This window comes from Streptomyces lienomycini (assembly GCF_027947595.1).
GTDB classification, from domain to species: Bacteria; Actinomycetota; Actinomycetes; order Streptomycetales; family Streptomycetaceae; genus Streptomyces; species Streptomyces lienomycini.
In genome coordinates this window covers 4,784,820-4,810,184 of the sequence record NZ_CP116257.1, presented here as the reverse complement: position 1 = coordinate 4,810,184, position 25,365 = coordinate 4,784,820, and the positions used below count along the sequence as shown (strand labels likewise).

General features: G+C 73.3%; 24 protein-coding genes. 9 read left to right on the top strand and 15 right to left on the bottom strand.

Annotated elements, in window-relative coordinates; all coding sequences use genetic code 11:
* Window positions 1-19: 19 nt before the first annotated feature.
* Window positions 20-625 carry a sulfite oxidase-like oxidoreductase gene (locus BJ961_RS21810; protein WP_271414489.1) on the bottom strand — a complete coding sequence of 202 codons (606 nt, stop codon included), beginning with the start codon at window positions 623-625 and terminating at the stop codon, window positions 20-22.
* Between the two features lie 91 nt (window positions 626-716).
* Entirely contained in the window at window positions 717-1,124 is a 408-nt protein-coding gene (locus tag BJ961_RS21805; protein WP_381161363.1) for a MarR family winged helix-turn-helix transcriptional regulator, read from the bottom strand.
* A 351-nt stretch (window positions 1,125-1,475) separates the two neighbouring features.
* On the opposite strand from BJ961_RS21805, the gene BJ961_RS21800 reads away from it, so the two are divergent.
* The 5 genes from BJ961_RS21800 to BJ961_RS21780 all read left to right on the top strand — a co-directional run bounded on the left by BJ961_RS21800 (window position 1,476) and on the right by BJ961_RS21780 (window position 6,523).
* Window positions 1,476-2,321: a putative protein N(5)-glutamine methyltransferase gene (locus BJ961_RS21800; protein ID WP_271414487.1), complete on the top strand. Its 846-nt coding sequence runs from the start codon at window positions 1,476-1,478 to the stop codon at window positions 2,319-2,321.
* A gap of 143 nt (window positions 2,322-2,464) precedes the next feature.
* Window positions 2,465-3,358 (top strand): hypothetical protein, encoded by an 894-nt coding sequence (locus BJ961_RS21795; RefSeq protein ID WP_271414486.1) that lies wholly within the window; start codon window positions 2,465-2,467, stop codon window positions 3,356-3,358.
* Between the two features lie 70 nt (window positions 3,359-3,428).
* Window positions 3,429-3,800, top strand: a complete 372-nt coding sequence (locus BJ961_RS21790; RefSeq protein ID WP_271414485.1) for a hypothetical protein — start codon at window positions 3,429-3,431, stop codon at window positions 3,798-3,800.
* Window positions 3,801-3,913: 113 nt separating this feature from the next.
* The gene (locus tag BJ961_RS21785) at window positions 3,914-5,929 is read left to right on the top strand and encodes an NADPH-dependent 2,4-dienoyl-CoA reductase (protein ID WP_271414484.1); all 2,016 of its coding nucleotides are present in this window, start codon (window positions 3,914-3,916) and stop codon (window positions 5,927-5,929) included.
* A 42-nt stretch (window positions 5,930-5,971) separates the two neighbouring features.
* On the top strand, window positions 5,972-6,523 hold the full coding sequence (locus BJ961_RS21780) for a PadR family transcriptional regulator (protein ID WP_271414483.1): 552 nt from the start codon (window positions 5,972-5,974) through the stop codon (window positions 6,521-6,523).
* Window positions 6,524-6,557: 34 nt separating this feature from the next.
* Here BJ961_RS21780 and BJ961_RS21775 read toward each other — a convergent pair whose 3' ends face one another.
* Window positions 6,558-7,109: a hypothetical protein gene (locus tag BJ961_RS21775; RefSeq protein ID WP_271414482.1), complete on the bottom strand. Its 552-nt coding sequence runs from the start codon at window positions 7,107-7,109 to the stop codon at window positions 6,558-6,560.
* 171 nt (window positions 7,110-7,280) lie between these two features.
* Window positions 7,281-8,300 carry a fibronectin type III domain-containing protein gene (locus tag BJ961_RS21770; protein ID WP_271414481.1) on the bottom strand — a complete coding sequence of 340 codons (1,020 nt, stop codon included), beginning with the start codon at window positions 8,298-8,300 and terminating at the stop codon, window positions 7,281-7,283.
* 392 nt (window positions 8,301-8,692) lie between these two features.
* Between BJ961_RS21770 and BJ961_RS21765 the strand changes: the two genes are divergently transcribed.
* Window positions 8,693-9,550, top strand: a complete 858-nt coding sequence (locus tag BJ961_RS21765; protein ID WP_271414480.1) for a glycoside hydrolase family 75 protein — start codon at window positions 8,693-8,695, stop codon at window positions 9,548-9,550.
* Window positions 9,551-9,688: 138 nt separating this feature from the next.
* Here the strand turns inward: BJ961_RS21765 and BJ961_RS21760 are convergent, their stop codons facing one another.
* The 3 genes from BJ961_RS21760 to dhaK are packed head-to-tail and all read right to left on the bottom strand — an operon-like array spanning window position 9,689 to window position 11,736.
* Entirely contained in the window at window positions 9,689-10,102 is a 414-nt protein-coding gene (locus BJ961_RS21760; protein WP_271414479.1) for a PTS-dependent dihydroxyacetone kinase phosphotransferase subunit DhaM, read from the bottom strand.
* Window positions 10,095-10,694: a dihydroxyacetone kinase subunit DhaL gene (dhaL, locus tag BJ961_RS21755; RefSeq protein WP_271414478.1), complete on the bottom strand. Its 600-nt coding sequence runs from the start codon at window positions 10,692-10,694 to the stop codon at window positions 10,095-10,097. Before dhaL ends, BJ961_RS21760 begins: the two co-directional genes overlap by 8 nt.
* Window positions 10,695-10,743: 49 nt before the next feature.
* Window positions 10,744-11,736, bottom strand: a complete 993-nt coding sequence (gene dhaK / locus BJ961_RS21750; protein ID WP_271414477.1) for a dihydroxyacetone kinase subunit DhaK — start codon at window positions 11,734-11,736, stop codon at window positions 10,744-10,746.
* Window positions 11,737-12,232: 496 nt separating this feature from the next.
* On the opposite strand from dhaK, the gene BJ961_RS21745 reads away from it, so the two are divergent.
* Entirely contained in the window at window positions 12,233-13,366 is a 1,134-nt protein-coding gene (locus tag BJ961_RS21745) for a M48 family metallopeptidase (protein WP_328656200.1), read from the top strand.
* Window positions 13,367-13,407: 41 nt separating this feature from the next.
* Here BJ961_RS21745 and BJ961_RS21740 read toward each other — a convergent pair whose 3' ends face one another.
* The 3 genes from BJ961_RS21740 to BJ961_RS21730 form a co-directional block, all read right to left on the bottom strand.
* A complete protein-coding gene (locus BJ961_RS21740; protein WP_271414475.1) occupies window positions 13,408-14,268 on the bottom strand; it encodes an aldo/keto reductase in 861 nt (286 codons plus the stop codon).
* Window positions 14,269-14,322: 54 nt separating this feature from the next.
* Window positions 14,323-15,321 (bottom strand): aldo/keto reductase, encoded by a 999-nt coding sequence (locus BJ961_RS21735; RefSeq protein WP_271414474.1) that lies wholly within the window; start codon window positions 15,319-15,321, stop codon window positions 14,323-14,325.
* A gap of 522 nt (window positions 15,322-15,843) precedes the next feature.
* Entirely contained in the window at window positions 15,844-16,473 is a 630-nt protein-coding gene (locus BJ961_RS21730) for a TetR/AcrR family transcriptional regulator (RefSeq protein WP_271414473.1), read from the bottom strand.
* 110 nt (window positions 16,474-16,583) lie between these two features.
* On the opposite strand from BJ961_RS21730, the gene BJ961_RS21725 reads away from it, so the two are divergent.
* Complete coding sequence (locus BJ961_RS21725) at window positions 16,584-17,873, top strand: MBL fold metallo-hydrolase (RefSeq protein ID WP_271414472.1); 1,290 nt, start codon at window positions 16,584-16,586, stop codon at window positions 17,871-17,873.
* A gap of 78 nt (window positions 17,874-17,951) precedes the next feature.
* On the opposite strand, the gene BJ961_RS21720 is transcribed toward BJ961_RS21725, so the two are convergent.
* Together BJ961_RS21720 and BJ961_RS21715 are read right to left on the bottom strand one after the other, a co-directional pair.
* The gene (locus tag BJ961_RS21720; protein ID WP_271414471.1) at window positions 17,952-18,608 is read right to left on the bottom strand and encodes a response regulator; all 657 of its coding nucleotides are present in this window, start codon (window positions 18,606-18,608) and stop codon (window positions 17,952-17,954) included.
* A complete protein-coding gene (locus BJ961_RS21715; RefSeq protein WP_381161366.1) occupies window positions 18,605-19,855 on the bottom strand; it encodes a sensor histidine kinase in 1,251 nt (416 codons plus the stop codon). Before BJ961_RS21715 ends, BJ961_RS21720 begins: the two co-directional genes overlap by 4 nt.
* Window positions 19,856-20,058: 203 nt before the next feature.
* On the opposite strand from BJ961_RS21715, the gene BJ961_RS21710 reads away from it, so the two are divergent.
* Window positions 20,059-20,841, top strand: coding sequence for a class I SAM-dependent methyltransferase (locus BJ961_RS21710; protein ID WP_271414470.1), 783 nt, complete (start codon window positions 20,059-20,061; stop codon window positions 20,839-20,841).
* A gap of 28 nt (window positions 20,842-20,869) precedes the next feature.
* Here the strand turns inward: BJ961_RS21710 and BJ961_RS21705 are convergent, their stop codons facing one another.
* From BJ961_RS21705 to BJ961_RS21695, 3 genes are all read right to left on the bottom strand, one after another.
* The gene (locus BJ961_RS21705; RefSeq protein WP_271414469.1) at window positions 20,870-21,496 is read right to left on the bottom strand and encodes a histidine phosphatase family protein; all 627 of its coding nucleotides are present in this window, start codon (window positions 21,494-21,496) and stop codon (window positions 20,870-20,872) included.
* A gap of 99 nt (window positions 21,497-21,595) precedes the next feature.
* Entirely contained in the window at window positions 21,596-23,755 is a 2,160-nt protein-coding gene (locus tag BJ961_RS21700; protein ID WP_271414468.1) for an ATP-binding SpoIIE family protein phosphatase, read from the bottom strand.
* 222 nt (window positions 23,756-23,977) lie between these two features.
* Window positions 23,978-25,162 (bottom strand): beta-ketoacyl-[acyl-carrier-protein] synthase family protein, encoded by a 1,185-nt coding sequence (locus BJ961_RS21695; protein ID WP_271414467.1) that lies wholly within the window; start codon window positions 25,160-25,162, stop codon window positions 23,978-23,980.
* Window positions 25,163-25,365 lie beyond the last annotated feature (203 nt).

Sequence of the window (25,365 nt, the reverse complement as noted above, 5' to 3'; positions counted from 1 at the left end):
TGCCGTGTGCGTCGCCGTCTCAGTCACCGGAGTACCGCTGCTCCCGCCAGGGGTTTCCGCGCGCGTGGTACCCGTTGCGCTCCCAGAAGCCCGGCTCGTCGTGGTCCAGCAGGTCCAGGGACGCGATCCACTTGACGCTCTTCCAGAAGTACAGGTGCGGGACGACCAGCCGCGCCGGACCGCCGTGCTCGGGGGCCAGCGGCCGCCCGTCGTACTCCCACACGATCCAGGCCCGCCCGCCGGTCAGGTCCGCGAGCGGCAGGTTCGCCGTGTAGCCGGTGTGGGACCGGGCGACGGCGTGCGTGGCGGACGGCAGTGGGCCCGCCGCGTCCAGGAAGGCGTCCAGGGACGCGCCGCCGAACCGCACCCCGAACTTCGACCAGCCGGTGACGCAGTGGATGTCGCCCGCGTACGCGGACGCCGGCAGTCCGCGGGCCCCGGCCAGGTCCCAGGCGCGGGGCTCGGCGACGAGACCGCCCACCGCGAAGGTCCAGTCGGCGGGCGCGATGTCGGGGGTGACCTCGGCGGACAGCACGGGCCAGTCGTCGCCCGCGTCGTACTGGCCGGGCGGCAGCCCCGGCCGGGCGGCGCGCGGACGCCCGGTGAAGCCTCGGGTGGTGTTCATGCGGTGGGGCCTTTCGGGCCGTCGGGGCGGGCTGCCCGCGGCCTGCGTGATCAGTGCGTACCCGTCCACGGTACGTGTCCCGGAGCGCTGCTCAGGCCCGCTCCTCGCCCCGGTCGGGCCCCGGCCACGCGTTGTACCGCTCCAGATACGCGGCGAAGCGGAGCAGGTCGTCCTCGGGCCACCGCGCGAGCCGCTCCCGGAAGGCGGCCCGCCGGCGCTCGGTGACCTGGGCCAGGACGCGCCGCCCGGACCCCGTCAGGTGCAGGACCTGGACGCGGTGGTCGTCCGGGTCGACACGCCGTTCGATCAGCCCGGCGCGCTCCAGCGCGGACACCTGGCGGCTGACGGTGGACTTGTCCAGGGCGTAGTGGGCGGCCAGGTCCGTGGCCCGCAGGCCGTCCCGCTCCTCCAGATGCCCGAGCAGCGTGTACGACACCAGCGACAGCTCCGGGTGCATGCGTCCCGCCGAGGCGCGGGCCCGGCGGGCGAAGGCCGTCATCTCGCGCTGGATGGTCTCCACGGCCGCGTCCGCCGGGCGCCCGCCCGGGGCGGCGGTCGTCTCCTCGGGTCTCCCGGCAGCCGGCACAGGTCCTCCTCCGCATCGCTGGTTGCACAGTACAACTCGAGGGGGGACGCGAGTCGGCCGCCTCCGGTCTCCAGGGCTCCTGCGGCGCCCGGTCGTTGGGGTAGTGTGACCGACGGCCGCGGACCGCCCCGGCCTTCGGACGCCTTGGAGGTGAGACCCATCACCGCTGTGTCGGCCCGGGTGCTCTCACCTCACGGCAGTGCGGTCACCGGCAACGGGTGACCGTGAGAGCGCCCTTCGGTTCCCGAAAGGCTCTCGGCTTCCATGCCTCACGCTTCCCCTTCCTCCCCTTCGTCGTCCGCGCCCTCCTCGTCCCCCGCGGTCCTCTTCTCGCCCTCCCTGCCATCGGGTGACTCCGTCGTGGCCGCCCTGCGCGCCGCCGGGTGCGTCTTCGCCGAGGACGAGGCGTCGCTCATCCTGACGGCCGCCCGCACCGCCGCGGAACTCGTCGCGCTGGTGGACCGCCGCGTCACCGGGCTGCCTCTCGAACTCGTCCTCGGCTGGGCCGAGTTCCGCGGCCTGCGCATCGGGGTCGCCCCCGGCGTCTTCGTGCCCCGCCGACGCACCGAGTTCCTGGTGTCCGAGGCGCTCGCCCACGCGCCGCACGCGGACGTCGTCGTGGACCTGTGCTGCGGGTCCGGCGCCGTCGGCGCGGCCCTGGGCGCCGCGCTCGACCGGCCCGAGGTGCACGCCGCCGACGTCGATCCGGCCGCCGTGCGCTGCGCCCGGGGCAACCTCGCGGACGCGGGCGGCCTGGTGTACGCCGGCGACCTCTTCGAGGCGTTGCCCGACGCCCTGCGCGGCCGGGTGGACATCCTCGCGGCCAATGTGCCGTACGTCCCCACCGGCGAGGTCGCCCTGCTGCCGGCCGAGGCCCGCGAACACGAACCGCTGGTCGCCCTCGACGGCGGCGCCGACGGCCTCGACGTGCTGCGCAGGGTCGCGGCCGAGGCGCCCGACTGGCTCGCGCCCGGCGGCTGCCTGCTGGTCGAGACGAGTGAACGCCAGGCACCCGCCGCCGTCGCCGCCTTCACCCGGGCCGGCCTGACCACCCGCCTCGCGGTCTGCGAGGAGCTGTACGCCCATGTGGTGATCGGCGTCAGGGGCTGACCGCCCCCGTCCGGCGTCCCCGAGGGAGTCGACCGCCGTGCGAAGCGCGTCCGGAGTTGGTCTGTACATGACTTCGGCGGCGGTCCAGACTGTGCGCCGAGCGCCCCACACCCGTGCCGCCCGGCCACCCCACGAGGAGACCCATGTCCCTGCGCGCCCGGCAACGTTGTCACACCGTCCTGACGACCGGACTCGCCGTCCTCGCCCTCTCCCTCACCCTCGGCCTCGCCGGTCCGGCGGCGGCGGCCGACCCCGCCGCCGAGACCTGGACCGAGGCCGGTTCCGACCGCGCCGACCCGCTGACCGAGAGCCAGGGCCTGGCCTCGGTGGAGGTCCCCGCGGGCAGCCCCAACCGCTACACCGGCATCGGCACCATCCCCCTCGGCCTCGGTGTCCGGGGCTGGAACCACGTCGGCGACCCCGACGCCTCGTACGACGGCCACTACATCGAGCCGTACCAGCGGGACGACGGGAACACCAAGATGTTCCGCGTGCAGGCCCCGGACGGGAGCTGGTCCGAGTACGTGCACACGCTGAGCGCGGGCGAGGCGCGGAACAACTCGTGGTCCGCCGTGACGCCGGACGGCCAGTGGATGCTGGCGGGCGAGTGGGGCACCATGAACCGGCTGCTGGTCTTCCCGACCCCCGGCGTCAACCCCGCCACCTCGCCCTCGGCGAACCTCCCGCAGGCGGCCACCGTCCACCTGGACCACGCCGTGCGCGACGTCCAGGGCTGCGACTTCCTCGACGACGCGACCACGCTGCTGTGCTCCTCCGACGACCCGGAGGGCACCCTCTTCGGGATCACCAAACCGCTGCTGCGGATCGACCTGTCGGCGGCGCCGAGCGGCACCGCCGATGTCACCGGACACGTCACCGCCCTGCGTCAGCTGCCGCTGCGCAGTGCCTGCTCCGGCGGCTTCGAGGCGGAGGGCGTCGACTACGACCGCCGCACCGGCACCCTGCGCGTGATCGTCGTGTCACCCGGCTTCTGCGTGCTGACCGACAGCAAGACGTACCGCTTCACCCGGGGCTGACCCGGCCCCTTCGCGCCACGCCGCGCAAGGTGCTTTTCTGGTGGTATGGGCCATGAGAGGAGCGATCACGATGGACGGTGAGCGACCGCACCCGGAGTCCGTCTCGGTGGAGCTGAGCGGGTGCAGCAAGGAGGACGCCCGGACCGTGTTCGACGCGCTGTGCGCCTGCTTCTCCTCCGACCGGCACACGGGCGACGTGACGCGGGAGTACCACGAGGTGCGCCCGACCGTGTGGCTCGGCACCTACGACGTGGCCGACGCCCGGCGGGGCGAGTGCGACCCCGCCCGGCTCGCCGCGTCCGTGGACGCCGACGTGCAGGGCGGCTACTGGGCGATCGACAGGTTCCGCACCACCTTGGACTCCCTGTTCACCGTGCAGGACCTGAGCACGGCCTCCGGGGACCAGGAACGGGAACTGCACGTACGGCTGGAGAGCCGCTGACACGAGCCTGCCGGGCGCCCGGTGTGGTGTGCGCCGCCCCTTTGTGCAACTAGTTGCACAAAGAGGCGGCGGTCCTCTACAACTGAGGCACCACACCGCGCACGGAGGGCCCGATGAGCCGTTACCCCCACCTGCTGAGCCCGCTCGACCTGGGATTCACCACGCTGCCCAACCGGGTGCTGATGGGCTCCATGCACGTCGGCCTCGAAGAGGCCGAGCACGGCTTCGCGCGCATGGCCGCCTTCTACGCCGCCCGGGCCCGCGGCGGAGTGGGCCTCATCGTCACCGGCGGCATCGCCCCCAACGACGAGGGCCGCCCCTACCCGGGCGGCGCCAGGCTCACCACCCCGCAGGAGGCCGGGCAGCACCGTGTCGTCACCGACGCCGTGCACCGCGAGGGCGGCCGCATCGCCCTGCAGATCCTGCACTTCGGCCGCTACGCCTACCACGCCGACCTGGTCGCCCCGAGCGCGCTCCAGGCACCGATCAGCCCGCACGTGCCGCGCGAGCTGACCGACGCGGACGTCGAACGCACCATCGACGACTACGTCCGCACGGCCCGGCTGGCGCGCGAGGCCGGATACGACGGCGTCGAGATCATGGGCTCCGAGGGCTACCTGATCAACGAGTTCATCGCCGCGCGGACCAACCATCGCACCGACCGCTGGGGCGGCTCGTACGAGAACCGGACCCGCTTCCCCGTCGAGATCGTCCGCCGGGTGCGCGAGGCGGTCGGCGAGGACTTCATCGTCGTCTACCGCCTGTCCATGCTCGACCTGGTGCCCGGCGGCTCCACCCTCGACGAGGTGATCACCCTCGCCAAGGCCGTCGAGACCGCCGGCGCGACCCTCATCAACACCGGCATCGGCTGGCACGAGGCCCGCATCCCCACCATCGCCACATCCGTGCCGCGCGGCGCCTACACCTGGGTCACCAAGCGGCTGATGGGCGAGGTGTCGGTGCCCCTCGTCACCACCAACCGCATCAACACCCCCGAGGTGGCCGAGCAGTTGCTCGCCGAGGGCGCCGCCGACATGGTCTCGATGGCCCGTCCGATGCTCGCCGACCCCGACTTCGTCGCCAAGGCCGCGGCGGGTCGCCCGGAGGCCATCAACACCTGCATCGGCTGCAACCAGGCCTGCCTGGACCACACCTTCAGCGGGCAGATCACCTCCTGCCTGGTCAACCCGCGCGCCTGCCACGAGACCGAGCTGGTCCTCGCCCCGACCCGGCGGCGCAAGCGCGTCGCCGTCGTCGGCGCCGGACCGGCCGGACTGGCCTGCGCCGTCAGCGCCGCCGAACGCGGCCACCAGGTCACCCTGTTCGACGCCGCGAGCGAGATCGGCGGCCAGCTCAACGTCGCCCGCAAGGTCCCCGGCAAGCAGGAGTTCGACGAGACGCTGCGCTACTTCCGCGACCGGCTCGCCGCCCACGGCGTCGACATACGGCTGAACACCCGAGTGGGCGCCGACGACCTCACCGGCCACGACGAGGTCGTCGTCGCCACCGGAGTCACCCCCCGTACCCCCGACATCCCCGGCGCCGACCACCCGTCCGTCGTCGGCTACCTCGACGTCCTGCGCGACGGCGCCCCCGTCGGCGGGCGCGTCGCGATCCTCGGCGCGGGCGGCATCGGCTTCGACGTCGCCGAGTACCTCACCGACGGCGGCGACAAGGCGCACGAGGACCCCGCGACGTACTTCCGCCTCTGGGGCGTCGACACCGACTACCGCGCCCCCGGCGGCCTCGCCGCGCCCGAACGCCCCGCGCCGCCGCGCACCGTCCACCTGCTCCAGCGCAAGACGTCCAAGGTCGGCGCCGGGCTCGGCAGGACCACCGGCTGGATCCACCGCACGGAGCTGAGGCACCGCGGCGTCACCATGGTCCCGGGCGTGCGCTACGACCGGATCGACGACACCGGACTGCACATCACCGTCGGCGGCGAGTCCACCGTGCTGGAGGTCGACACCGTCGTCCTGTGCACGGGCCAGGAACCGAGCCGCGGCCTGTACGACGACCTGGTCGCCGCGGGGCGCACCGCGCACCTCATCGGCGGCGCCGACGTGGCCGCCGAGCTGGACGCCAAGCGCGCGATCAAGCAGGGGACCGAGCTGGCGGCGGCGCTGTAGGGGAGGGCGGGCGGAGGGCGGGCCCGTCCCTAGGATGAGCCCATGTCACTCCCGCACGCGATCCTCACCGCCCTGGTCGAAAAGCCGTCGTCGGGGCTGGAGCTGACCCGCAGGTTCGACCGGTCGATCGGCTACTTCTGGTCGGCGACGCACCAGCAGATCTACCGCGAGCTGGGAAGACTGGAGGCCGAGGGGCTGATCCGCGCGCTGCCCGGCCAGCAGCCGGCCCGCGGACAGAAGAAGTCCTACGAGGTCCTGCCCGCGGGCCGCGACGAACTGGCCCGCTGGACCGCCGCCCCGCACGACCCCAAGCCGCTGCGGGACACGATGCTGCTGCGGCTGCGCGCCGCCGCCGTGGTCGGCACCGCCGGTGTCGAGGCGGACCTGCGCCGCCACCTGGAGCTGCACGAACGGCAGTTGGCCGAGTACGAGGCGATCGAGAAGCGGGACTTCCCGCCCGGCCGGGACAGCGCCGAGGACCGGCTCCGGCACCTGGTGCTGCGGGCCGGAATCGACCTGGAGACGTTCTGGACCCAGTGGCTCGGACGCGCGCTGGCGGAGTTCGCCGAACTGCCCGGCGACGGACCGGCCTGACCGCGGCGCCCGCGGCGCTGTGCTTCGGCCCCGCTCAGAAGCGGTACGGCTTCGAGCGGCGGCGCAGGAACCAGGCCGCGGCGATGACGCCCGCGCCCACCAGCGCCCCGCCCCCCACCAGGGTGGCCGTCCCGTAGTCCTGGACGGCCCCGCCGAGACCGCCCATGACACCGCCCGGCGACGCGGACGGAGAGGGCACGGCGGAGCGGCTGGGCGCGGGGGAGGGCGCCGAGGAGACGATGACCGTCTGGGTGCCGGCGGTGCTGTTGTTCGAGCACATGACGATCACCGTGTAGGTGCCCGGCGTGATGCCCGACCAGGCCGCGGACTGGCCCGAACCACTGCCGGACAGCGCCACCTGACGCCCCTGGGCGAAGTCCCGCTGGCTGCTGGTGAGCAGCGAGGCGGTGCCCCAACTGCCGTTCAACTGGGCGCAGGCCGTGGTCGTGACCGACACCGTGGTCCCGGTGGTGCTCACGGAGATCCCGGGCCCCGCCAGAGCCGGCCCGGCGGACAGCGCGACGGGCAGCGCGGCGGCGACCGCCACGGTCGCGCCGAAGCGGAGAAGCGGCGATGAGATGCGCATGTGGACTGCCCTCCGGCGGCACGGTCGGCGGTACATCCCTTGCGCCGCCGGGATCGGGAACGCCCGTGCCCCCTCTGGCAGCCAACAGGGCGGCGACCCTGCCCGCATGCGGAGCGCGACCGGCCAGGTGACGCGCTCACCGAGCCGGGTGGCAGCCGGCCGGGCGGCACGTCAGCGGCCCGCGCCCAGGGTCACCTTCCGCTCCGCCGAGAAGCCGCCCCAGGTCCCGTCGGCCAGCCTCGCCCGGATCCGCACCCGGTGCGTGACCCCGGCCTCGCGCCCCGCGTAGAAGCTGTACTCGGCGCGGTCGCGCGGCGCCTCGGCACCGTAGACCAGCGAGGTGGCCGCACGGCCGTCCAGGTGGATCTGGTACTCGGTCACCGGGGCGTCGGTGCGCGGCGGGACCCAGGCGAGGTCGAGGTAGTACGCCCCGTCGGCCCGGTGCGAGGCGGCGCGCAGACCGGTCGGCGCGGTGGCGTGTCCGTCGTCGGAGCCCGGAGTGGTGAGCCGGACGGCGGCTCCGGCGGGGGAGACGTTGTCGGCGGCGTCCCGCGCCCGGACGGTGAAGGAGTAGCGGGTGCCCGCCCGCAGCCCCGTGACCACGGCCGCCGTCTGGTTGCCACCGACGCTGTGCACCTTCGTGTCGCCCTGGTAGACGTCGTACGACGCCACGCCGCGGTCGTCCCTCGCGGCGGACCAGGTGAGCTGGACCGCCCGGCTGTCCACCGCCCGGCCGCGGACGTCGCCCGGCCGCGTGGGAGCGGAGTCGTCGGCCACCGCGGCGGGTGTGGTCGCCCGCACCTCGCGGCTGCGCGGTCCCAGCCGCCCGTCGGCGTCGCGCGCCCGCACGGTGAACGCGTACGCCGTCGAGGGGCGCAACCGGGTGACGTCCACCATGCGCTCGGCCGCCGGGACCTCCTCGACCAGCGTGCCGGCGCGGTACACCTCGTACGTCCGCACGCCGTCGACCGCGTTCCACATCACGTGCACGGTCGTCGCGCTTCCCGCCCGGGCGGTGACACCCGTGGGCGCCCCGGGCAGCGCGCCGCCCGTGTCCTCGCCGCTCGCGCCCCGGCCGCAGGACGACGTCAGCAGGACGAGCGCCCCGCAGAGGAGCAGGGCCCACCGGCGCCGGAACGGGACCTGAGCCGAGGCCGGAGGGGCAACGGGGGGAACGGGAACGTCGCGCACGGCTTCGCCTCCAGTACGGCCCCGACTTCGACGGCAATGGTCCGGACCAATATGACGCCGATGGCGCGATCACATCAAGAGGGCGGTGGGTGACGGTCACCCGGAAGGGTTACGTATGCTGAGTCACCTCACGACCGAACTCCCGGCGCACCCCGCCGAGTTCGGGCAGATGGCGCGGACCGCTGTCGTCGCCGTTCCCGCGCCGGCGTGGGCGGCCGGGCGGACCGGGGCCGGCACAGGCACGGTCCGCCCTCCCCGGCCGGACGCCCCGGGCCGAACGGTGCTCGGACCTGCGGTGTGCACCGTCTGGCCCTGCGAAAGGTGGTCGCGCGGGCGTTTCGGGGACAGATGGGGCCGAGTGTCCGCCCATGTCCCCCAGGAGAGGCCACATCGTGCGTGTCCAGTCGCTGACACTGGTCGCGGCCAGCGCCGCCCTGCTCGCCCCCGCGACGTTCCCCGTCGCACCCCCCGAGCCGCTCCCCGACCCGCCGGCGCGGATTCAGCCGCCCGGTGCCCCGGACCGGGCCGGGCTCCTGCGGGCGGACAGGTCCGAAGTCCGGATCGGCCCCGTCCCGCGCTCGGCGGCCGAGCAGCCCGCGCCGCCTCCCTCGCGGGCCCGGCCCGAGACCCGGGTCGGCGCCCGTCCGAAGCGGAGCGGGGGCGACGGGCCCGTCCGCGCCGCCGACCTGCTCGCCAGGGTGCGGGAGTGCGAACCCGTCTCGGCGGGGCGCTACCGCAGCGACGCCGGGGCACCCGCGGACATCCCGGTCTGCGGCACGCGCGACGCCGTGTACTGGAAGGCCGACCTGGACGTCGACTGCGACGGCCGGACCGGCGACCGGTGCAACATCCGCACCGACCCGCACTTCAGCCCCGCCACCGCCTACACGGAGTCGGACGGGCGCCCGCTGGACGCCGAACGCCTGCCCTACGTCGTCGTGCCCGGCCCCAGCGACACCTGGGACCACCGTGCGGACGACATCCGCGGCGGATCGGTCGCGGCCGTCGTGCACGGCGACCGGGTGCGGTACGCGGTCGTCGGCGACGTCGGCCCGCGCGACCTCATCGGCGAGGCCTCCTACGCCGCCGCACGGTCCCTCGGCATCCCGGCGGACCCGCAGGGCGGCGGCGTGGCCTCCGACGTGACGTACATCGTCTTCAAGGACACCGAGGTCGAGCCCATCGAGGACACGACCGCGGCGGAGCGGGCGGGGGAGCGGCTGGCGCGGAAGTTCCTGGACGGCGACTGACCCGGTCGACCGGCCGCCCCGCCGGTCCCACCACGCCTCGCCCGGAGCCCGGTGGGCGGCCGGCTCCGACGGGGGAACCGGCCGCCCGCGGGAGGGCCGGCGGCCCGATCCTTGGCCGGACCGCCGCCGGAACCCCGCTCAGGTCTTCCGGTAGGAGTACGCCTCCCCGGCCGCCGCCTCCACGGCCGCGAGGTCGGCGCCCGTCGAGGCCGTCACCACCGCCGCCACCGCTCCCTCGACGAAGGGCGCGTCCACCAGACGAGTGCGGTCCGGGAGTTCGTCGCCCTCGGCGAGCAGCGCCTTCACGGTGAGGACCGCGCTGCCGAGGTCGGTGAGGACGGCGACCCCCGCGCCCCGGTCCACCGAGGCGGCGGCCGCGGCGACCAGTTCGGAACTCGTCCCGAACCCGCCGGACGCGGTGCCGCCGGCCGGGGCCACGGGCACCGCCCCGCCACCGCCCGACAGCGCCTTCGCCAGCTCCGCCACGGAGGCGGCGACCTCGGGGCTGTGGGACACCAGCACGATCCCCACCAGCTGTCGCTCGTCACTCACCGGCCGTCTCCTTCAGCGCCTCGAAGAGCAGCGCGGCCGAGGTCGCCCCCGGGTCCTGGTGCCCGATGCTGCGCTCGCCCAGATAGCTCGCCCTGCCCTTGCGGGCCTGCATGGGCGTGGTCGCCTCGGCCCCCTCCAGGGCCGCCGTCCGGGCCGCGGCGAACGAGTCGCCCAGGGCGTCCACGGCGGGCACCAGGGCGTCGATCATCGTCTTGTCGCCCGGCGCGGCACCACCGAGTGTCCGGACGGCGTCCACCCCCGTCCGCAACGCCTCGGCCAACTGCTCGACCCCCACCTCGGCCGAGTCCCCGAGCGTCTTGCCGGTACGGCGCAGCAGCGTCCCGTACAGCGGCCCCGAGGCACCGCCGACCGTCGAGATGAGCTGCCGCCCGGCGAGGATCAGGACGGCGCCGGGGGTGTCGGGCGCCTCCTTGTCCAGCGTGGCCGCCACGGCCGTGAATCCGCGCTGAAGATTGCTGCCGTGGTCGGCGTCGCCGATGGGTGAGTCGAGGGCGGTGAGCCGTTCCGCCTCCCGGTCGACCAGCGCGGCGGTCGCCGTCATCCAACGGCGGACGAAGTCGGCGTCGAGCACATGATCTCCTTGCCTCGTAGGTACGTCCCGATTCTCGCCCCGTCCGCCGTCACATGCCCCATCGCAGACCCGGCGTACTGACCGGCGCGTCCCACAGACCGAGCAGTTCCTCGTCGATCTCGCACAGGGTGACCGAGGCACCGGCCATGTCCAGCGAGGTGACGTAGTTCCCGACGAGAGTGCGGGCCACGGCGACACCCCGCTCGCCGAGGACACGCTGCACCTCGGCGTTGAAGCCGTACAGCTCCAGCAGCGGCGTCGCGCCCATGCCGTTGACCAGGACGAGGACGGGGCTGCTCGGGGCGAGGTCGGTCAGGACGGCGTCCACGGCCGCCTCGGCGATCTCGCCCGACGTCATCATCGGCCGCCGCTCCCGGCCCGGCTCCCCGTGGATGCCGATGCCCAGTTCCAGCTCACCGGTGGGGAGGTCGAAGGTTGGGCTGCCCTTGGCCGGAGTGGTGACGGCGCTGAGCGCCACGCCGAAACTGCGGGAGCTCTCGTTGACCCGGCGGGCGATCGCCTCCACCTGCTCCAGCGGGCGGCCCTCCCGCGCCGCGGCACCGGCGATCTTCTCCACGAACAGGGTGGCCCCCGTGCCGCGCCGGCCGGCCGTGTAGAGACTGTCCGTCACCGCCACGTCGTCGTTGACCAGCACCTTCGCGATCCGAATGCCCTCGTCCTCGGCCAGTTCGGCGGCCATGTCGAAGTTGAGCACGTCACCGGTGTAGTTCTTCACGACGAACAGCACCCCGGCCCCGCTGTCCACGGCCGCCGCCGCCCGTACCATCTGGTCGGGCACCGGCGAGGTGAACACCTCACCCGGACAGGCGGCCGCCAGCATCCCGGGCCCCACGAACCCGCCGTGCAGCGGTTCGTGCCCGGACCCGCCCCCCGACACCAGGGCGACATCCCCGGCCACGGGGGCGTCCCGCCGCACGATCACCCTGTTCTCGACGTCCACGGTCAACTCGGGATGTGCGGCCGCCATACCGCGCAGCGCGTCGGCGACGACGGTCTCGGGGACGTTGATGAGCATCCTCATGGGTACCTCCTGGGAAGGCTGGTGGGCCAGGCGCCGACCTACCGCCGACTTCGGTGACGGCTCGTCAGGTCGGCCGGACGGTGGGGTGCGGCTTGGTCGGGATCCCTGCTGTCGGCAGTATCGGCCTTGCGGCAGCGAAGGTCACGCGCGAGCACGGCACGGGCGTGCCCCCGCCCGTCGGGAACCGCCCGGTCGACGCCGTGTGCCGCGCCGTCCGCCGCGGACTATGACGGCGGGATCACGGTCCGGTCCCGTGAAGGCACTGTGCCTTCACTGTGATGACGTCGTGTGATCGGATCTGCCTGTATCGGCAGGCAGGGCCTGCGGGAGGGGAACACACGTGATGTCGGCCATCGCCGAAGAGACCACACAGCCATGCCCGGAATGCGGCACGGAGATCCGCGGGGACAGCCGGTTCACCGTCTGGTGTGCCGCCTGCGACTGGAACGTGGACCCCGGGGGGCCGCAGCCGGACACGGGACGTCTCGACCGGGCCATGCGAGCCTTGGCACGTCGGCATGGCGAGCAGTTGGTCGCCGAGATGCGGAGTGGGCGGGACACGCGCCCTCGGCGTGACGCCTCGGCGCTGACGGCCACCGTGCTCGCGCTGGCCGTGAACGGCATCACCCTCGCGTTCGCCGTCGGCGGTGTCTGGGTCGTGGTGGACGGCTGGGGTGGCGCCCGGATGGTTGTGGGACTGGTCCTGCTGGTGCTGGCCTGGGCGTTCGCTCCGAGGGTGCGTCGCCTGCCCGACGACCGGCCCGTACTGCTGCGCGGCGATGCGCCCGAACTGTTCGAGCTGGTGGACGAGGTGGCACGGGAGGTCGGTACCCGGAGCGTGCACGCCATCGTGGTGGACGGAAGTCTGAACGCCGCTGTCACGACGTACGGTCTACGCGACCGGCGGCTGCTGATGCTGGGCATGCCCCTGTGGGAGGTCCTCACGCCCGAGGAGCGGATCGCGCTGCTCGGACATGAACTGGCCCACTACGCCAACGGGGACACCCGCAACGGCCTGGTGGTCGGCGCCGCGTCGCGGACCCTGTCCGTATGGCACCACCTCCTGCAGCCGTTGCCGAACTCGACCGGGTTGGAGGGGCTCGTCAACGCTCTCTACGTGGTACCACGCATGCTGGTCGGGGGGCTGCTGGTACTGCTCGCCCGGTTGACGTCACGTGCCGGAATCCGGGCCGAGTACCTGGCCGACCGGCTGGCCGCCCGCACCGCCTCCACCCAGGCCGCGGTCGGCCTCATGGACCGGTTGCTCATCATCGGGTCGCTCGGTCTCCGGCTGCGCACCGAGATCAACCGTGCCGCTCTCCGCGGGCGCAGGTCCTCCGAGCAGGCCGCGGCCCGCGCCGACGAGCTGTGGGAAGCGCTCACCGCGTACGCGTCGTCCATCCCCGAGCACGAGTACGAACGGCAGCGGCGCGTCGGAGCCCGGCGCGGGCACCAGGTCGACACCACCCACCCGCCGACCCACCTGCGCCGCGCCTGCCTGCTCGCCGGCCGGGTCGAGCCTGCCGCGGTGACACCGCAGCCCCGTCGGAGCGAACTGATCGCCACAGAACTCGCCGCGGCCCGCAGCGAAGTGGCCCGGCATCTACTGCGGGGCAGCCTCGACGCCTGAGCTCTCGCAGTCCGCGGGCCGACCCACGGCCCGCAGGCGTGTCACGTGTCGAACCGCGTCGCGCCGAGCGATTCGACCATGTCGGTGTTGTGGTGGTCGAAGATGTGGCTCCGGCCGGTGTCCAGGGTGCTGATGCGGGACATCTCCTCCTCGGAGAGCTCGAAGTCCAGCACGGCGAGGTTCTCCGCCATGCGTTCGGGGCGCACGGACTTGGGGATGGCGACGATGCCGCGCTGGGTCAGCCAGCGCAGGGCGATCTGAGCGACGGACTTGTCATGGGTGCGGGCGACGTCGACCAGGACGGGGTTCTCGAAGAATCCCTGGCCGCCTTCGGCGAGCGGGCCCCAGGACTCGTGCTGGACGCCGTGCTCGCGCATGAACCGCTGGTCGTCGGTGCGCTGGAAGAAGACGTGGGTCTCGATCTGGTTGACCGCGGGCACGGTCTCGTTGTGGGCGATGAGGTCGGCGAGCCGGTCCGGGTAGAAGTTGCTGACCCCGATGGCCCGGGTGCGGCCGTCCCGGTTGAGCCGTTCCAGCGCCCGCCAGGCACTGTAGTAGTCGCCGAAGGGCTGGTGGAGCAGGTACAGGTCGAGGTGATCGAGGGCCAGTCTGTCCAGCGAGCGGTCGAACGCGCGCTCGGCGCTGTCCTGGCCGTAGTCCTGGATCCACAGCTTGGTGGTGACGAACAGTTCGTCGCGGGGGATGCCGGCGGCGGCGATGGCCCGGCCGACGGCGCGTTCGTTCTCGTAGGCGGCCGCGGTGTCGAGGAGGCGGTAGCCGGTTTCGAGCGCGGCTTCGACCGCCTGCTGAGTCTGGTCCTCGGGGACCTGGAAGACGCCGAAGCCGAGGATCGGCATCCTGACGTTGTTGTTGAGGGTGACCTGGGGGACGGGTGCGGTCATGGGGCTGAACCTCTTTACTCCGTACGGGTGAGCCGGCCGCGGGACTGTCGTGGGTCAGCGGTGTGTGATGCCGCTCTGGGCCCCGGGGGCGAGGACCGGTTCCGTGACGGGGGCGTCGCCGAGAGCCTGGTCGACGGCGGCCAGCAGGTCGTCGGGCAGATGGATGCCGGAGGCCGCGGCGTTGGAGTGGACCTGCTCGGGGCGGGACGCGCCGGTGATGGCGGAGGCGACCTCGCCGCGGCGCAGAATCCAGGCGAGGGCCAGGGTGGGCAGGCTCATCCCGGCCTGTTCGGCGATCGGGACGAGACGCTGGACCGCCTCGAGGGTCGTGTCGCTGTAGACGAGGTCCTGGGAGACGGCCATGTCGGCGGAGGCGAACCTGCTGCCCTCGGGGACGGGCTGCCCGGGCTTGTACTTGCCGGTGAGCACGCCCTGGGCGAGCGGGGACCAGACGATCTGGGAGATGCCGTTGGCGGCGCACAGGCCGAAGACCTCGGCCTCGGGGGCCTGCCACAGCATGGAGTACTGCGGTTGGGAGGCGACGAAGAGTCCGGGGCCGGCGATGTCGATGCCGGCCCGGATCTGCTCGGGGGTCCACTCGCTGAAGCCGAGGTAGCGGGCCTTGCCCTGATCGACGACTCTCTGGAACGCCTCGATGGTGTCCTCGACCGGCACGGCGGGGTCGAAACGGTGCGCCTGGTACAGGTCCACGTGGTCGGTCCGGAGGCGGGCGAGGGAGGCGTCGATCTGCTGGGCGATCTGCTGCGGGGACAGCCCCTGGTCCTCCGGGGCGTCGGACATCCGGCCCCACACCTTGGTGGCCAGGATGTACGAGTCGCGGGGGTGGGCGGAGAGGATGTCGCCCCAGGCCGTCTCGGCGGCGCCCTGCCCGTAGACGTTGGCGGTGTCGAAGAAGTTGATGCCCGCGTCGAAGGCCGCCTCGGTGCAGGCACGGGTCCTGTCGGCCTCGACGCCCCCCGAGTACGTGAGCCAGGACCCCAGCGAGATCTCCGAGACCTCCAGGTCCGAGCTGCCGAGTGTGCGGTACCGCATGGATCGCTCCTTGCTCTTCGGTGCAGTGGGCTCCGGGTGCCCCGCCTCCACCCTGCTGCCGGCCGCGGAGGGCGGCGACCGGAGGCGAGCCCGTGAGCCCCCGCTTCCGGGGCGCGCTTCCGGGGCCGCTGGGCGCCGGGACTGCGGCGACGCGGCGCCGGATCGGTGCGGCGTAGGGCCGGTGGTCGTCGCGGCACGATCGCGTGGCCACCTTGCTCGGGAGGACCCACCGCCGACAAGATGCCCTCGACGCCGCTGAGGCTCCGGCCCACCACGGGAATCCCGCGTAGCCACCACTTCGATCCACCCCGCCCCTCTGCGGATCAGGTTCTCGACCGGTTCGGCGAGTTCGCCGGTGATGTGGTCGGATCACGCGCGAAGACGCCCTGGGCGTGCCCCGGTCTCGCGGCGAGTCGCGGTGACCGGGCACCGCGGCCGCCCCGAGCCGGTGTGACGCGGGCCGTCCGCTCGGCCCGCCGGGCGTCGAGGACGGTGGGCGTCGGGCCGGCGGGCGACCGTGGCTCACACGGCCGGGCACCGGAGGAGGGCGACCTGCATCTCCACCACCTCGCGTACCGTCCGGGCCCGCTCCCCGGGCGCCGTCTCTCCCGCATGGTGGCGGCGCTCGTGCTCGGCGAGCAGGCGCACGGTGACCAACGCGGACCACTCCAGACGCCGTTCGAGGACGTCGTGCGGCAGGTCGGCGAGGCGGGACCGGATCCCGTCGTGCACGGCGCGGACCGTGGTCGGAGTGGCGTAGGTGTCGCGCCAGGCCGCGCGCACGGACGGTTCGTCGGCGGCCTGGGCCAGGAACCGCAGGTAGTACGCGCTGCCCCCGCCCGTCCCGATGCTCTCGGCCAGCGGCTGGACGAGCAGGGTGACCAGGCTCCGCAGGTCCGGTGGGTCCGCGGCCTCGCATGCCTGTGCCAGGAGCGCGGTCCGGTGCGCGTCCACCGGCGCCGACCTCGCGGCCACGATGGCGTCGAGCAGGCCCTGTCGCGAGCCGAAGTGGTACTGCGCCGCGGACTTGTTGCGCTGCCCGGCCTCGGCGCCCACGGTCCGCAGCGAGACGGCGTCGATCCCGCGCTCGGCGAAGAGGCGCTCGGCGACGTCGATGAGTCGGGAGCGGGTGCTCGATCTGCCCTCGTCCACAAGCTTCCTCCAGTGAGTGGGACTGCTCGGTTGACCATGTTAAGGCGGTCGCCTTAACGTCGTGTCCGCTCGGCACGACAAGGTTCCACTCCTCGTGATCGGACGTCCGCATGACTCCCACCTTCCCCGAGAACCAGCAGTCCGCGGCCCGTGCCGCCTTCGGACTCTTCAACCCCGAGCAGGGACGGCGCATCTTCGACCGCACCCAGGGATCGGGGTTCGAGCCCCGTGTCGTCGACGTCGCGCCGCGCACCTGGTTCATCCAGCCCGGCATGGTCAACGTCGGCCTGTTCGAGACGGACGACGGGCTCCTCCTCGTCGACTGCGGGTGTGCCGGTGACGGACCCGCGCTTTTGAAAGCGGTGCGCTCGGTCAGCGACAAGCCGCTGCACACCGTGGTCTACACCCACGGGCACAGCGACCACGCCTTCGGTCTGTGGGCGTTCCTCGAAGCGGGGGAGCGGCCGGAGATCGTCGCGCACCGCGCCCTGCCGACCCACTTCGACCGCTACATGAAGACGGCGGGCCTGAACGCACGCGTCAACGGCCAGCGGCCCGGCGCGGACGGAAAGGCGTGGCCGGACGCCCGTGAGGACTTCGTCTGGCCCACCCGCCTGTTCGACGACCGTCTGGAGCTGACGATCGGCGGTGAGCGGTTCGTCGTCCGCCACGGCAAGGGCGAGACCGACGACGCCGCCTGGGTATGGGCCCCCGAGCGACGCGTCATCGCGGCCGGCGACCTGGTCACCGGCTACCTGCCCAACGCCGGCAACCCCAAGAAGGTCCAGCGCTACGCCGAGGAATGGGCCGAGGCGGCCGAGGAGATGGCGTCACTGAGCCCCTCGGTGATCATCACCGGCCACGGCGACCCGGCCACCGGAACGGACGCCGTCGCCGACGAACTCACCTCACTCGCACGCTACTTGCGGATCATCGTCGAGCACGCCCTGACCGGGCTCAACAACGGCGTCCTGCCCGACGAGATCGTGGCCACCCTGGAGATCCCGGAACAACTGCGCCACCACCCGCGGCTGCCCGCCCTCTACGACAAACCGGAGTTCATCTGCCGCAACGTCATCCGCAGGTACTCGGGTTGGTGGGACGGCTACCCCTCACACCTGCTGCCCGCCTCCCAGGACGCACAGGCCGCCGAGGTGGCGCGACTGGCCGGGGGAGTGGCGGCGCTGGTGGAGCGGGCCCGAACCCTGTCCGCCACCGACCTGAGGCTGGCCTGCCACGTCGCCGAGTGGGCCTTCCTCGCCGACCGGTCCGACGAGGACGCCCGGGCCTGCTACCGCGAGGTGTTGGAGGCGCGGGCCGGGGCCGAACCCTCGCTGATGGCCCAGGTGAACTTCCGCGTGTCCGCCGGCTGGGTGCACGCCGCGACCGGAGAGGTCTGAAGCGTCCGGCCGGGGCCGGGCGGACCGGGGCGGCGTGGTCGCTCCCGCCCGGTCCGCGTGACGACGCGCCGACGGGTGTCACGGCAGTAGACGGTGGCGGGTCGCGGCGGCGACCGCCGCTGTCCGGGTGCGGACGCCGAGCTTGGCGTAGACACGGCCGAGGTGGGTCTTGACCGTGGCCTCGCTCAGGAACAGCGACCGGGCGATCTCGCGGTTGCCGAGGCCCTGGCCGAGCAGGGCGAGAACGTCGCGTTCACGGGCGGTGAGTGCGGGCCCGGGGGCGTGCAGGCGGGAGACGACCCGGTCGGCGACCGAGCCCGACAGCACGGTGCGGCCGGCCGCGGCATCGCGGATCGCCGCGAACAGCCGTTCCGGCCGCTCGGCCTTGAGGAGGTAGCCGGTCGCGCCCGCGGCGACCGCGCGGGCGATGTCGGCATCGGTGTCGAACATGGTGAGGACCAGCACCCGCGGCGCGGGGCCGGACCCGGACGCGTCGCCGGCGGAGGTCAGCCGGCGGGTGGTGGCGACGCCGTCCATCCCCCTGCCCAGTTGCAGATCCATGAGCACCACGTCCGGACGCAGGCCCGCGACCATGGCGAGAGCGTCCTCACCGCTGTCGGCCTCGCCGACGACCTCGATGCCCTCGGTGCTGGACAGCAGCGCGCGCAGGCCGGCCCGGACGACGGCGTGGTCGTCGCAGAGCAGCACCCGGACGGCGGGGGCGGTCGGGTTCACGGTGCCTGCCTCCTGGGACCGTCCGCGACCAGCGGTACGGACATCGACACCACGGCGCCCTCGCCGGGCGCCGACTCGACGGTGAGCGCCCCACCGGCCCGTTGCGCCCGCCTCCGCATGCCGGGAAGGCCCTGGCCGCGGCCGGAGGCCCGACTGACGCGCGCCGGCCGGCGCGCGTCGAAGCCGTCGCCGTCGTCGGCGATGTCCACGGTGACGACGTCCTCCAGACAGGTCAGGGTGATGACGACCCGCTCCGCACCGGAGTGTTCCCGCGCGTTGGCCAGTGCCTGCTGCGTCACCCGCAGGAGCGCCGCCTCGACCCGCCCGGGCACGGGGGAGGGCGCACCGGGCGCGGTGTCCAGGCGGAACTCGACGGCAGGCCCCGGAGTGCCGCTTCGTTCCGCGAGGCCGCGCAGTGCCTGTACGAGGGAGTTCTCGGCGAGGTCGAGCGGGGTGAGGTCGCCGACGAACCGGCGGACCTCCGCCAGCGCCCGGTCGGCGGTGTCGGCGGCGTCCCGTACGTGAGCCAGCGCGGCGTCGGGGGCGGTGCGCCAGTGGCGCTGCGCGGCCTGGAGCAGCATCTGCTGGCTGGACAGGCTCTGGGCGAGGGTGTCGTGGATCTCCGCGGACAGCCGCTGACGTTCGGCCAGGGCACCCGCGTAGTGTTCGGTGGCCGCCAGGTCGTCCCGGGTACGGGTCAGGTCGTCGATCAGCCGCCGCTGCCGGACGGCCAGTTGCCTGCCGTGGACGAGGACGGCCGTGGCGACCGTGCCCAGGGCGACCGGGGCGAGTACCAGGTTCGGATTGAAATCGCCGGTGGACACCCGCACTTCGGAGACGACCACGAGCGCGACGACCACGGCCGCGAGCGGTACCGCGAGCCGCACCGGCAACTGGTGCAGCCCGGTGAACAACAGGGGCATGGTGCACCAGGTGGCGCTCGGTTCGAGAGTCAGCAGCACCAGCCAGAGCGTGAGCACGGTGCCGAGCCACAGCAGGTGCCGGGCGGTCGGGCGCTCGCCGTACCGGGGTCCGGGTGCCCCGAGCCGTCCGAAGAGACAGAGGGCGCCGAAGACGAGGAACAGTGCGAGCACCCAGCCGGTGCGAGCGCCGTCGGCGGGACCATGGGTCAGCAGCCGGGCGATCGCGCCGCCCAGCAACAACACGAACGCGGTCCGCACGGCGATCGTCAGCCGACGGGCTCCCGGGTCCGCGTCCGGGTCCGGGTGTGTGCCGCCTCGCTCCACCACGTCCGCTTCCCTCTCCCCTTCACCTTGTCGTTTCCCTGCCTGACCACATGTACAAGTGCGTCGCATGTGCCACATCATCCGATCGGCTGACCTCGGCATGACCCGCGACGACCCCCTCGGGGCGACCGCACGTCCGACGTCCCCGGCAGCGGGCCCGACGACACTTCGGGAAGACGACTCCTACCGGGAACGAGCACCTCATGCCCACCTCCACGCCGAAGAACCTCACAGCCAACCGCGCGTCCCTCGGCCATCGCGTGTCCTACGTGCTGCGCCACCCCGGCCGGGTGCCGCGGCACGTGCGCCGCACCGTTCGGGACGCCTGGCTGCGCCACCGCTCACCCGACCACGTCGCCTACTACCGGGCGGTCATGAGCTCGGACACCCGCCGTGACCCGGACGCCGCCGTGGGCAGTCGCAGCAGGGAGCGGTGGCTGGCGCTCGGGGCGATGCAGTTCGACTACCTGCGGCGCCACGGTCTGAGCCCGCGGCATCGGATGCTGGAGATCGGCTGCGGCAACCTGCGGGCGGGATGGCGCTTCATCGACTACCTGGACCCCGGGAACTACCACGGCGTCGACATCTCCCCCGACATCCTGTTCGCCGCGCAGGAGACCCTCAGGACACAGGAACTGCAGGACCGGTTGCCCACGTTGACGCCGGTGCGCGACCTCACGCTGGGCTTCCTGCCGGAGGGCCGCTTCGACGTGGTGCACGCGCACAGCGTGTTCTCGCACTCGCCGCTCCCGGTGATCGAGGAGTGCTTCGCCCACGTCGGCCGCGTCCTCGCGCCCGGCGGCTGGTTCGACTTCACCTTCGACCGCACGGAGGGCGAGGAACACCACGTTCTGCACGAGGACTTCTACTACCGCACCGAGACGCTGATCGCCCTGGCCGCCGAACACGGCCTCGCGGCACGCTTCATGGACGACTGGGAGGCACTCCCGCACGGCCAGTCCAAGATCCGGATCACCCACAGGTGAGTGTCACAGGCTTTGGCCCGGCACCGCGTCAGATGTGCAGTTCGGGCGGAAAGCCCGTCCAGCGCAGCTCGGTGGGCAGGTGCCGCATGTCGTTGGAGACGAGGACGGAGGCGGGGCGGCCGGGTGCGTAGCGGATGACCGTGAGTGCCGCGTTGCCGTGGTTGAGGCCGAGCCACCGCCAGTTCGGCGCGTGCAGGGCGTCCCGGACGAGCCAGGCGACGAGGAAGTTGTGGGTGACGACCAGTTCGTGGCGGTCCTCGTCGCCGTCCGTCACCGCCCCGGTGAAGCGGCGCAGCGCCTCGCGGGCGAGCCTTGGCCCCTGCTCTCGCTCCTCGGCGGTGGCGCCGGAGAGGAAGTCGAGGAAGAAGTCCGCCGACTCGGCCGGGAGTTCGGCCCGCTCCGGCACGTGGGGCACGTAGTCACCGGCGGCCTCCGAGACGCGCGGGGTTACCCCCTCCAGTTCGTCGGCGATGAGTCGTGCGGTCTGCTCCGCCCGTGGCAGGGGGCCGTGGTGCACGGCGGTGAAGGGGGTGCCTCGCAGGCGTCGGCCCAGGAGGGTGGCCTGGCGTCGACCGGTGTCGGTCAGTCCGCTCTCGTCCGCCGATGCCTCGCCGTGCCGGACCAGGTAGAGGTATCGGGTTGCCGTGTCGGTCATGTCGAGTCCTCGGGTCACTGGCGATCTTGTGCCCCGAGGGACGTCGTGCGCCGGCCGCCGGTTCCCCTCGCGCGGTGGAACGACGGGCCCGCGGCCGGGTCACCGCACGACCTCCGCCCAGACCACCTTGCCGGTGTCCGTCCACCGCACCCCCCACCGGGTGGTGAGCCGGTGCACGATGCGCAGGCCCCGGCCGCCGTCGTCGAGGGGTTCGCCCCGGCCCAGCCGCGGCCTGCCGTTGCCGGTGTCACCGACCTCGCACAGCAGGCCGGGACCGGCTCTGATCAGCCGTACCGTGATGGGTCCGCCCGCGAAGCGGACCGCGTTGGTGACCAGCTCGCTGACCAGGAGCAGCACACTGTCCCGGGTGCTGTCCCTGATCCCCCACTGCCGCAGCACCGGGAAGACCAGCGCGCGGGCCCGGGCGGCCGCGTCGCCCCGGGCGGGCAGCCGCCAGGTCGCGGTGTCTCCCTTGCGGTAGCCGATCATGCGCGCGAGCAGCAGGGTCACGTCGTCGCGCTGGTGCGTCGGCATCACCTCGGTCACCACCCGCCGTGCGGCCTGGTGCAGCGTGTCCCAGGGGTGCACCCTGGCCACCGCGTCCGCGAGCCTGCCGATGCCCTCGTCGATCGACAACGCCGGATCCTCGACCAGGCCGTCGGTGTAGAGGGTGAGCAGGGAGCCCGGGGCTGCCTCGAACGTGTGCACGTCGAACGGCTCCCGCAGTGCGAACTCGGCGCCCAGACCGGGGTGCGGGCGGATCGCGAGCGGGCCGGCACGTCCGTCGGGCGTCACCAGGATCGGGGGGAGGTGGCCCGCGCTGGACAGTGCCACCCGGTGGCTGACCGGGTCGTATACGGCGATGCAGCAGGTCGATCCGAGAGCGCTGTAGCCGGCCGTCAACCCGGACTCCGCGTCGTCCAGCAGCGTCACGGTCTTGTCGAGATGCTCCAGCACCTCGTCGGGCGCCAGCCCCGCGGACAGCAGCGCGCGGGCCTCCATGCTCAGCTGGCCCATGGTCGCCGCGGCCCCCAGACCGTGCCCCACGACATCGCCGACGACCAGCGCGGTGCGGCCGTCCGGCAGCGGGAAGCTGTTCACCCAGTCGCCGCCGACGCCCGCGCTGTCGGGGGTGGCGGGCTGGTAGACGCTGGCCGTCTGCACGGTGCCGCCACCGGGCCGCGGCAGCAGCCGGCGCTGCAGGGCCAGTACCTGGGTGTGCTCGCGCTGGTGCTGGCGGGCCAGGTCCACGTGGTGGGAGGTTCTGGCCACCAGTTCCTGCAGGTCGAACAGCTCGCTGTCGGCGAAGGGACGGTCCGCCCGCCGCCAGACCTCCGCCACGCCCAGGACGACGGGCGGGTCGCCGTCCAGGATCAGCGGTACGCACGCCACACCCGCCGCGCGGTCCCCGGGCACCAGGGCACGTACCAGCCGCGGGCTCCCCAGTACGCGCTCGATCGCCTTCCGGTCGGGTATGACGATGGACTGCGGGGCGTCGGCACGCCGTATCGCTTGCGACAGGAGGCGGCTGGCGTCGCCGGGAAGGTCGTCGCCCAGGGTCACGTAGCCTTCGGGCCACGCCCGGTCCGGCACCAGGGCCGCCCGCCGCAGCCGGATACGCCGCTGCGCCCGCTCGGTGACCCCCTCGCCCGTCCACACCGCGAAGTCGAGGTCGATGGCGGCCACGTCCCCCCAGGCCAGCAGGGACTCGGCGAGGGACTGCGCGGTCTCGCCGATGTCCAGCGAGGTGCCGATCGCGGTCTCGGCGGCGTACAGGTGCAGTCGCCTGGCCATGGCGATCACGGAGACCGTCAGGCCCTCCTGGGGCGCCGCCGCGGGCAGGATGCTGATCGAGACGACCAGTTCCGACCCGTCGTCGCGCCGCAGGCGCTGGACCCGGGCGACGTGCGCCTCCCCGGTCTCCAGGACCTGGCGCAACCGCCGGGTGACCGTCGGTACGTCCCCCCGGGGCAGCAGATCGACGAACGGGCTCCCGGGTTCGGCGTTCAGGCCGGCGAAGACGGGCGCCTCGAGATTGCAGCGGGTGACCTTCAGCTCCCGGTCCAGAGCGATCGCCCCGAGGATCTGCTCCTGGCGGCCCGCCGGCGGATCGTCGTATTCCGATGGAGGGCCGGTGGGATCGTCGCGGGACTCGGCGGAATCGGCCGGTGCCGTTGCGCCGAGCGGGATGTACCGACCCAGGGCGCTGCTGACCAGGTTGAACGGCGACGAGGACGATGGGGAGGGTGTGGAGTCCATGCGGCTCCCTCAGCTCGCTCGCCAACCCCCGGGACACTGCCGGGGCCGTACCCGAACCGGTGCGGCGGGCCTCGGGAATCCCGGCCGCACCTCCCATTCAATAACACGCGGGGACGCTTCGCCCACACCAGCGGATCGTGCGGTGAACGCGGACAGTGACGGGTGCCGGGATCCGGTGCGCGTCCGGCCGATCACGGCGGGCCGGGCGGCGAGGGGACCGCCCTACAGCCACTCGCCTTCCAGCGCGGTGGCCGTCAGACCGGGGGCCGCCGCGTACAGGACGGCACGGCTGCCCGCCTTCTGCCCGGCGTCGTGCGCCCGGCGCAGGATGTCGAACACGGCGGCGCCCCCGCGGTTGCCGCTGGTGTAGCTGTCCCGGCTGTACTCCAGCAGCCCCGACGGCCACTCCCGCGGCATCGTCTGCTCCATGTACTCCAGCACCCGGGTGCCGCCGGGGTGCGCGAGCAGGAGGTCCGGGTGCCAGGAGCCGGGGTCGTCCTGGTAGCGGACGCGGAGCCACTCCCACATCGCGGTGACCGTGTCCTGTACGGCGCGCGGCCCGCGCCGGTCCATCACGAAGTGGGTGCCGTCCTCCCGCGTCTCCAGACGGTGCAGGTCCCGCGTGTCCGGCAGCGTGTGGTGCCAGGCGGCGTCCAGTCGCAGCACCGACTCCGGCCTCGGGCGGCCCGTGACCACGGCCGCGACCGCGGTGTCCGCGAACAGCAGCCTGACGATCAGGGACTCCAGGGTGTCGTCCGCGGGCTGGTAGGTCGTGCTGAGCGCCTCGGAGATCACGACCAGGACCACCCGGTCGGGATCCGCCGCGACGAGGTCCGCCGCCAGCGCCAGGGAACGGGTCCCGGCCACGCAGGCCCACTGCGCGGCCGGCAGCAGCATGGCGTCGCCGCGCAGCGGGAGCCGGTTGGCCAGGGCGACGTCCAGGCCGGGCAGCGCCGGGGTGGTGGAGTTGCTGGTGATCAGGCAGTCGACGTCCGCGACGTCCAGCCCGGCGATCTGCAGGGCACCGCGTGCCGCACGCTCCCCGTACGACTGCACGGCCTCCCAGGCCGGCGCGGTGCGCTCCTGGACGGTCTGCGGCGCGGGCACCGCCTCCAGGGCGGCGACGGCGCGGTCCACTTCCTGCTCGGTGAACCCCTCGCGGCTCAGCGCCTCCCGGGCGGGCCCCCGTCCGGTGGACCGCAGTCCGCCCCCGGCGCCGGGCGCGACGGCGGTCTCCAGGGGGAGCATCCAGCCGCGGGTCTCGATGCCCGTACTGGCCGCGATGCCGTCGATCCGCGGCGCCCACGGGGCGTTCGGGTGCCGGCCGTGCACTTCCGCCACGATGTCTCGGGTCTCCACGGAGTGCTCGCCGTGTATGACGGCGGGAGGGCACAGGTATGCGGCCACGATCGGCACCTTTCTACGGGTTCTGCGCTCAACAGGTGTGCAGGTGTGCAGGTGTGCGGGTGTGCGGGTGGGGAAGGGGATGCGTCACGAGTGCTGTGGCAGGGCCCACTTCGGAGCCTCGCGACCAAGTCGAGGGCGGCGCACGCCATTTCGGGACTACGGGCGACGTCGCTCACCTAGAGCATGGCCGCGAAAGGGGCATT

What these genes read in the sequence shown, in the direction of transcription:
- BJ961_RS21810 (WP_271414489.1), bottom strand. Translation starts at nt 625, where the DNA reads ATGAACACCACCCGAGGCTTCACCGGGCGTCCGCGCGCCGCCCGGCCG.
- BJ961_RS21805 (WP_381161363.1), bottom strand. Translation starts at nt 1,124, where the DNA reads ATGACGGCCTTCGCCCGCCGGGCCCGCGCCTCGGCGGGACGCATGCAC.
- BJ961_RS21800 (WP_271414487.1), top strand. Translation starts at nt 1,476, where the DNA reads ATGCCTCACGCTTCCCCTTCCTCCCCTTCGTCGTCCGCGCCCTCCTCG.
- BJ961_RS21795 (WP_271414486.1), top strand. Translation starts at nt 2,465, where the DNA reads ATGTCCCTGCGCGCCCGGCAACGTTGTCACACCGTCCTGACGACCGGA.
- BJ961_RS21790 (WP_271414485.1), top strand. Translation starts at nt 3,429, where the DNA reads ATGGACGGTGAGCGACCGCACCCGGAGTCCGTCTCGGTGGAGCTGAGC.
- BJ961_RS21785 (WP_271414484.1), top strand. Translation starts at nt 3,914, where the DNA reads ATGAGCCGTTACCCCCACCTGCTGAGCCCGCTCGACCTGGGATTCACC.
- BJ961_RS21780 (WP_271414483.1), top strand. Translation starts at nt 5,972, where the DNA reads ATGTCACTCCCGCACGCGATCCTCACCGCCCTGGTCGAAAAGCCGTCG.
- BJ961_RS21775 (WP_271414482.1), bottom strand. Translation starts at nt 7,109, where the DNA reads ATGCGCATCTCATCGCCGCTTCTCCGCTTCGGCGCGACCGTGGCGGTC.
- dhaK (WP_271414477.1), bottom strand. Translation starts at nt 11,736, where the DNA reads ATGAGGATGCTCATCAACGTCCCCGAGACCGTCGTCGCCGACGCGCTG.
- BJ961_RS21745 (WP_328656200.1), top strand. Translation starts at nt 12,233, where the DNA reads ATGCGAGCCTTGGCACGTCGGCATGGCGAGCAGTTGGTCGCCGAGATG.
- BJ961_RS21740 (WP_271414475.1), bottom strand. Translation starts at nt 14,268, where the DNA reads ATGACCGCACCCGTCCCCCAGGTCACCCTCAACAACAACGTCAGGATG.
- BJ961_RS21735 (WP_271414474.1), bottom strand. Translation starts at nt 15,321, where the DNA reads ATGCGGTACCGCACACTCGGCAGCTCGGACCTGGAGGTCTCGGAGATC.
- BJ961_RS21725 (WP_271414472.1), top strand. Translation starts at nt 16,584, where the DNA reads ATGACTCCCACCTTCCCCGAGAACCAGCAGTCCGCGGCCCGTGCCGCC.
- BJ961_RS21710 (WP_271414470.1), top strand. Translation starts at nt 20,059, where the DNA reads ATGCCCACCTCCACGCCGAAGAACCTCACAGCCAACCGCGCGTCCCTC.
- BJ961_RS21705 (WP_271414469.1), bottom strand. Translation starts at nt 21,496, where the DNA reads ATGACCGACACGGCAACCCGATACCTCTACCTGGTCCGGCACGGCGAG.
- BJ961_RS21700 (WP_271414468.1), bottom strand. Translation starts at nt 23,755, where the DNA reads ATGGACTCCACACCCTCCCCATCGTCCTCGTCGCCGTTCAACCTGGTC.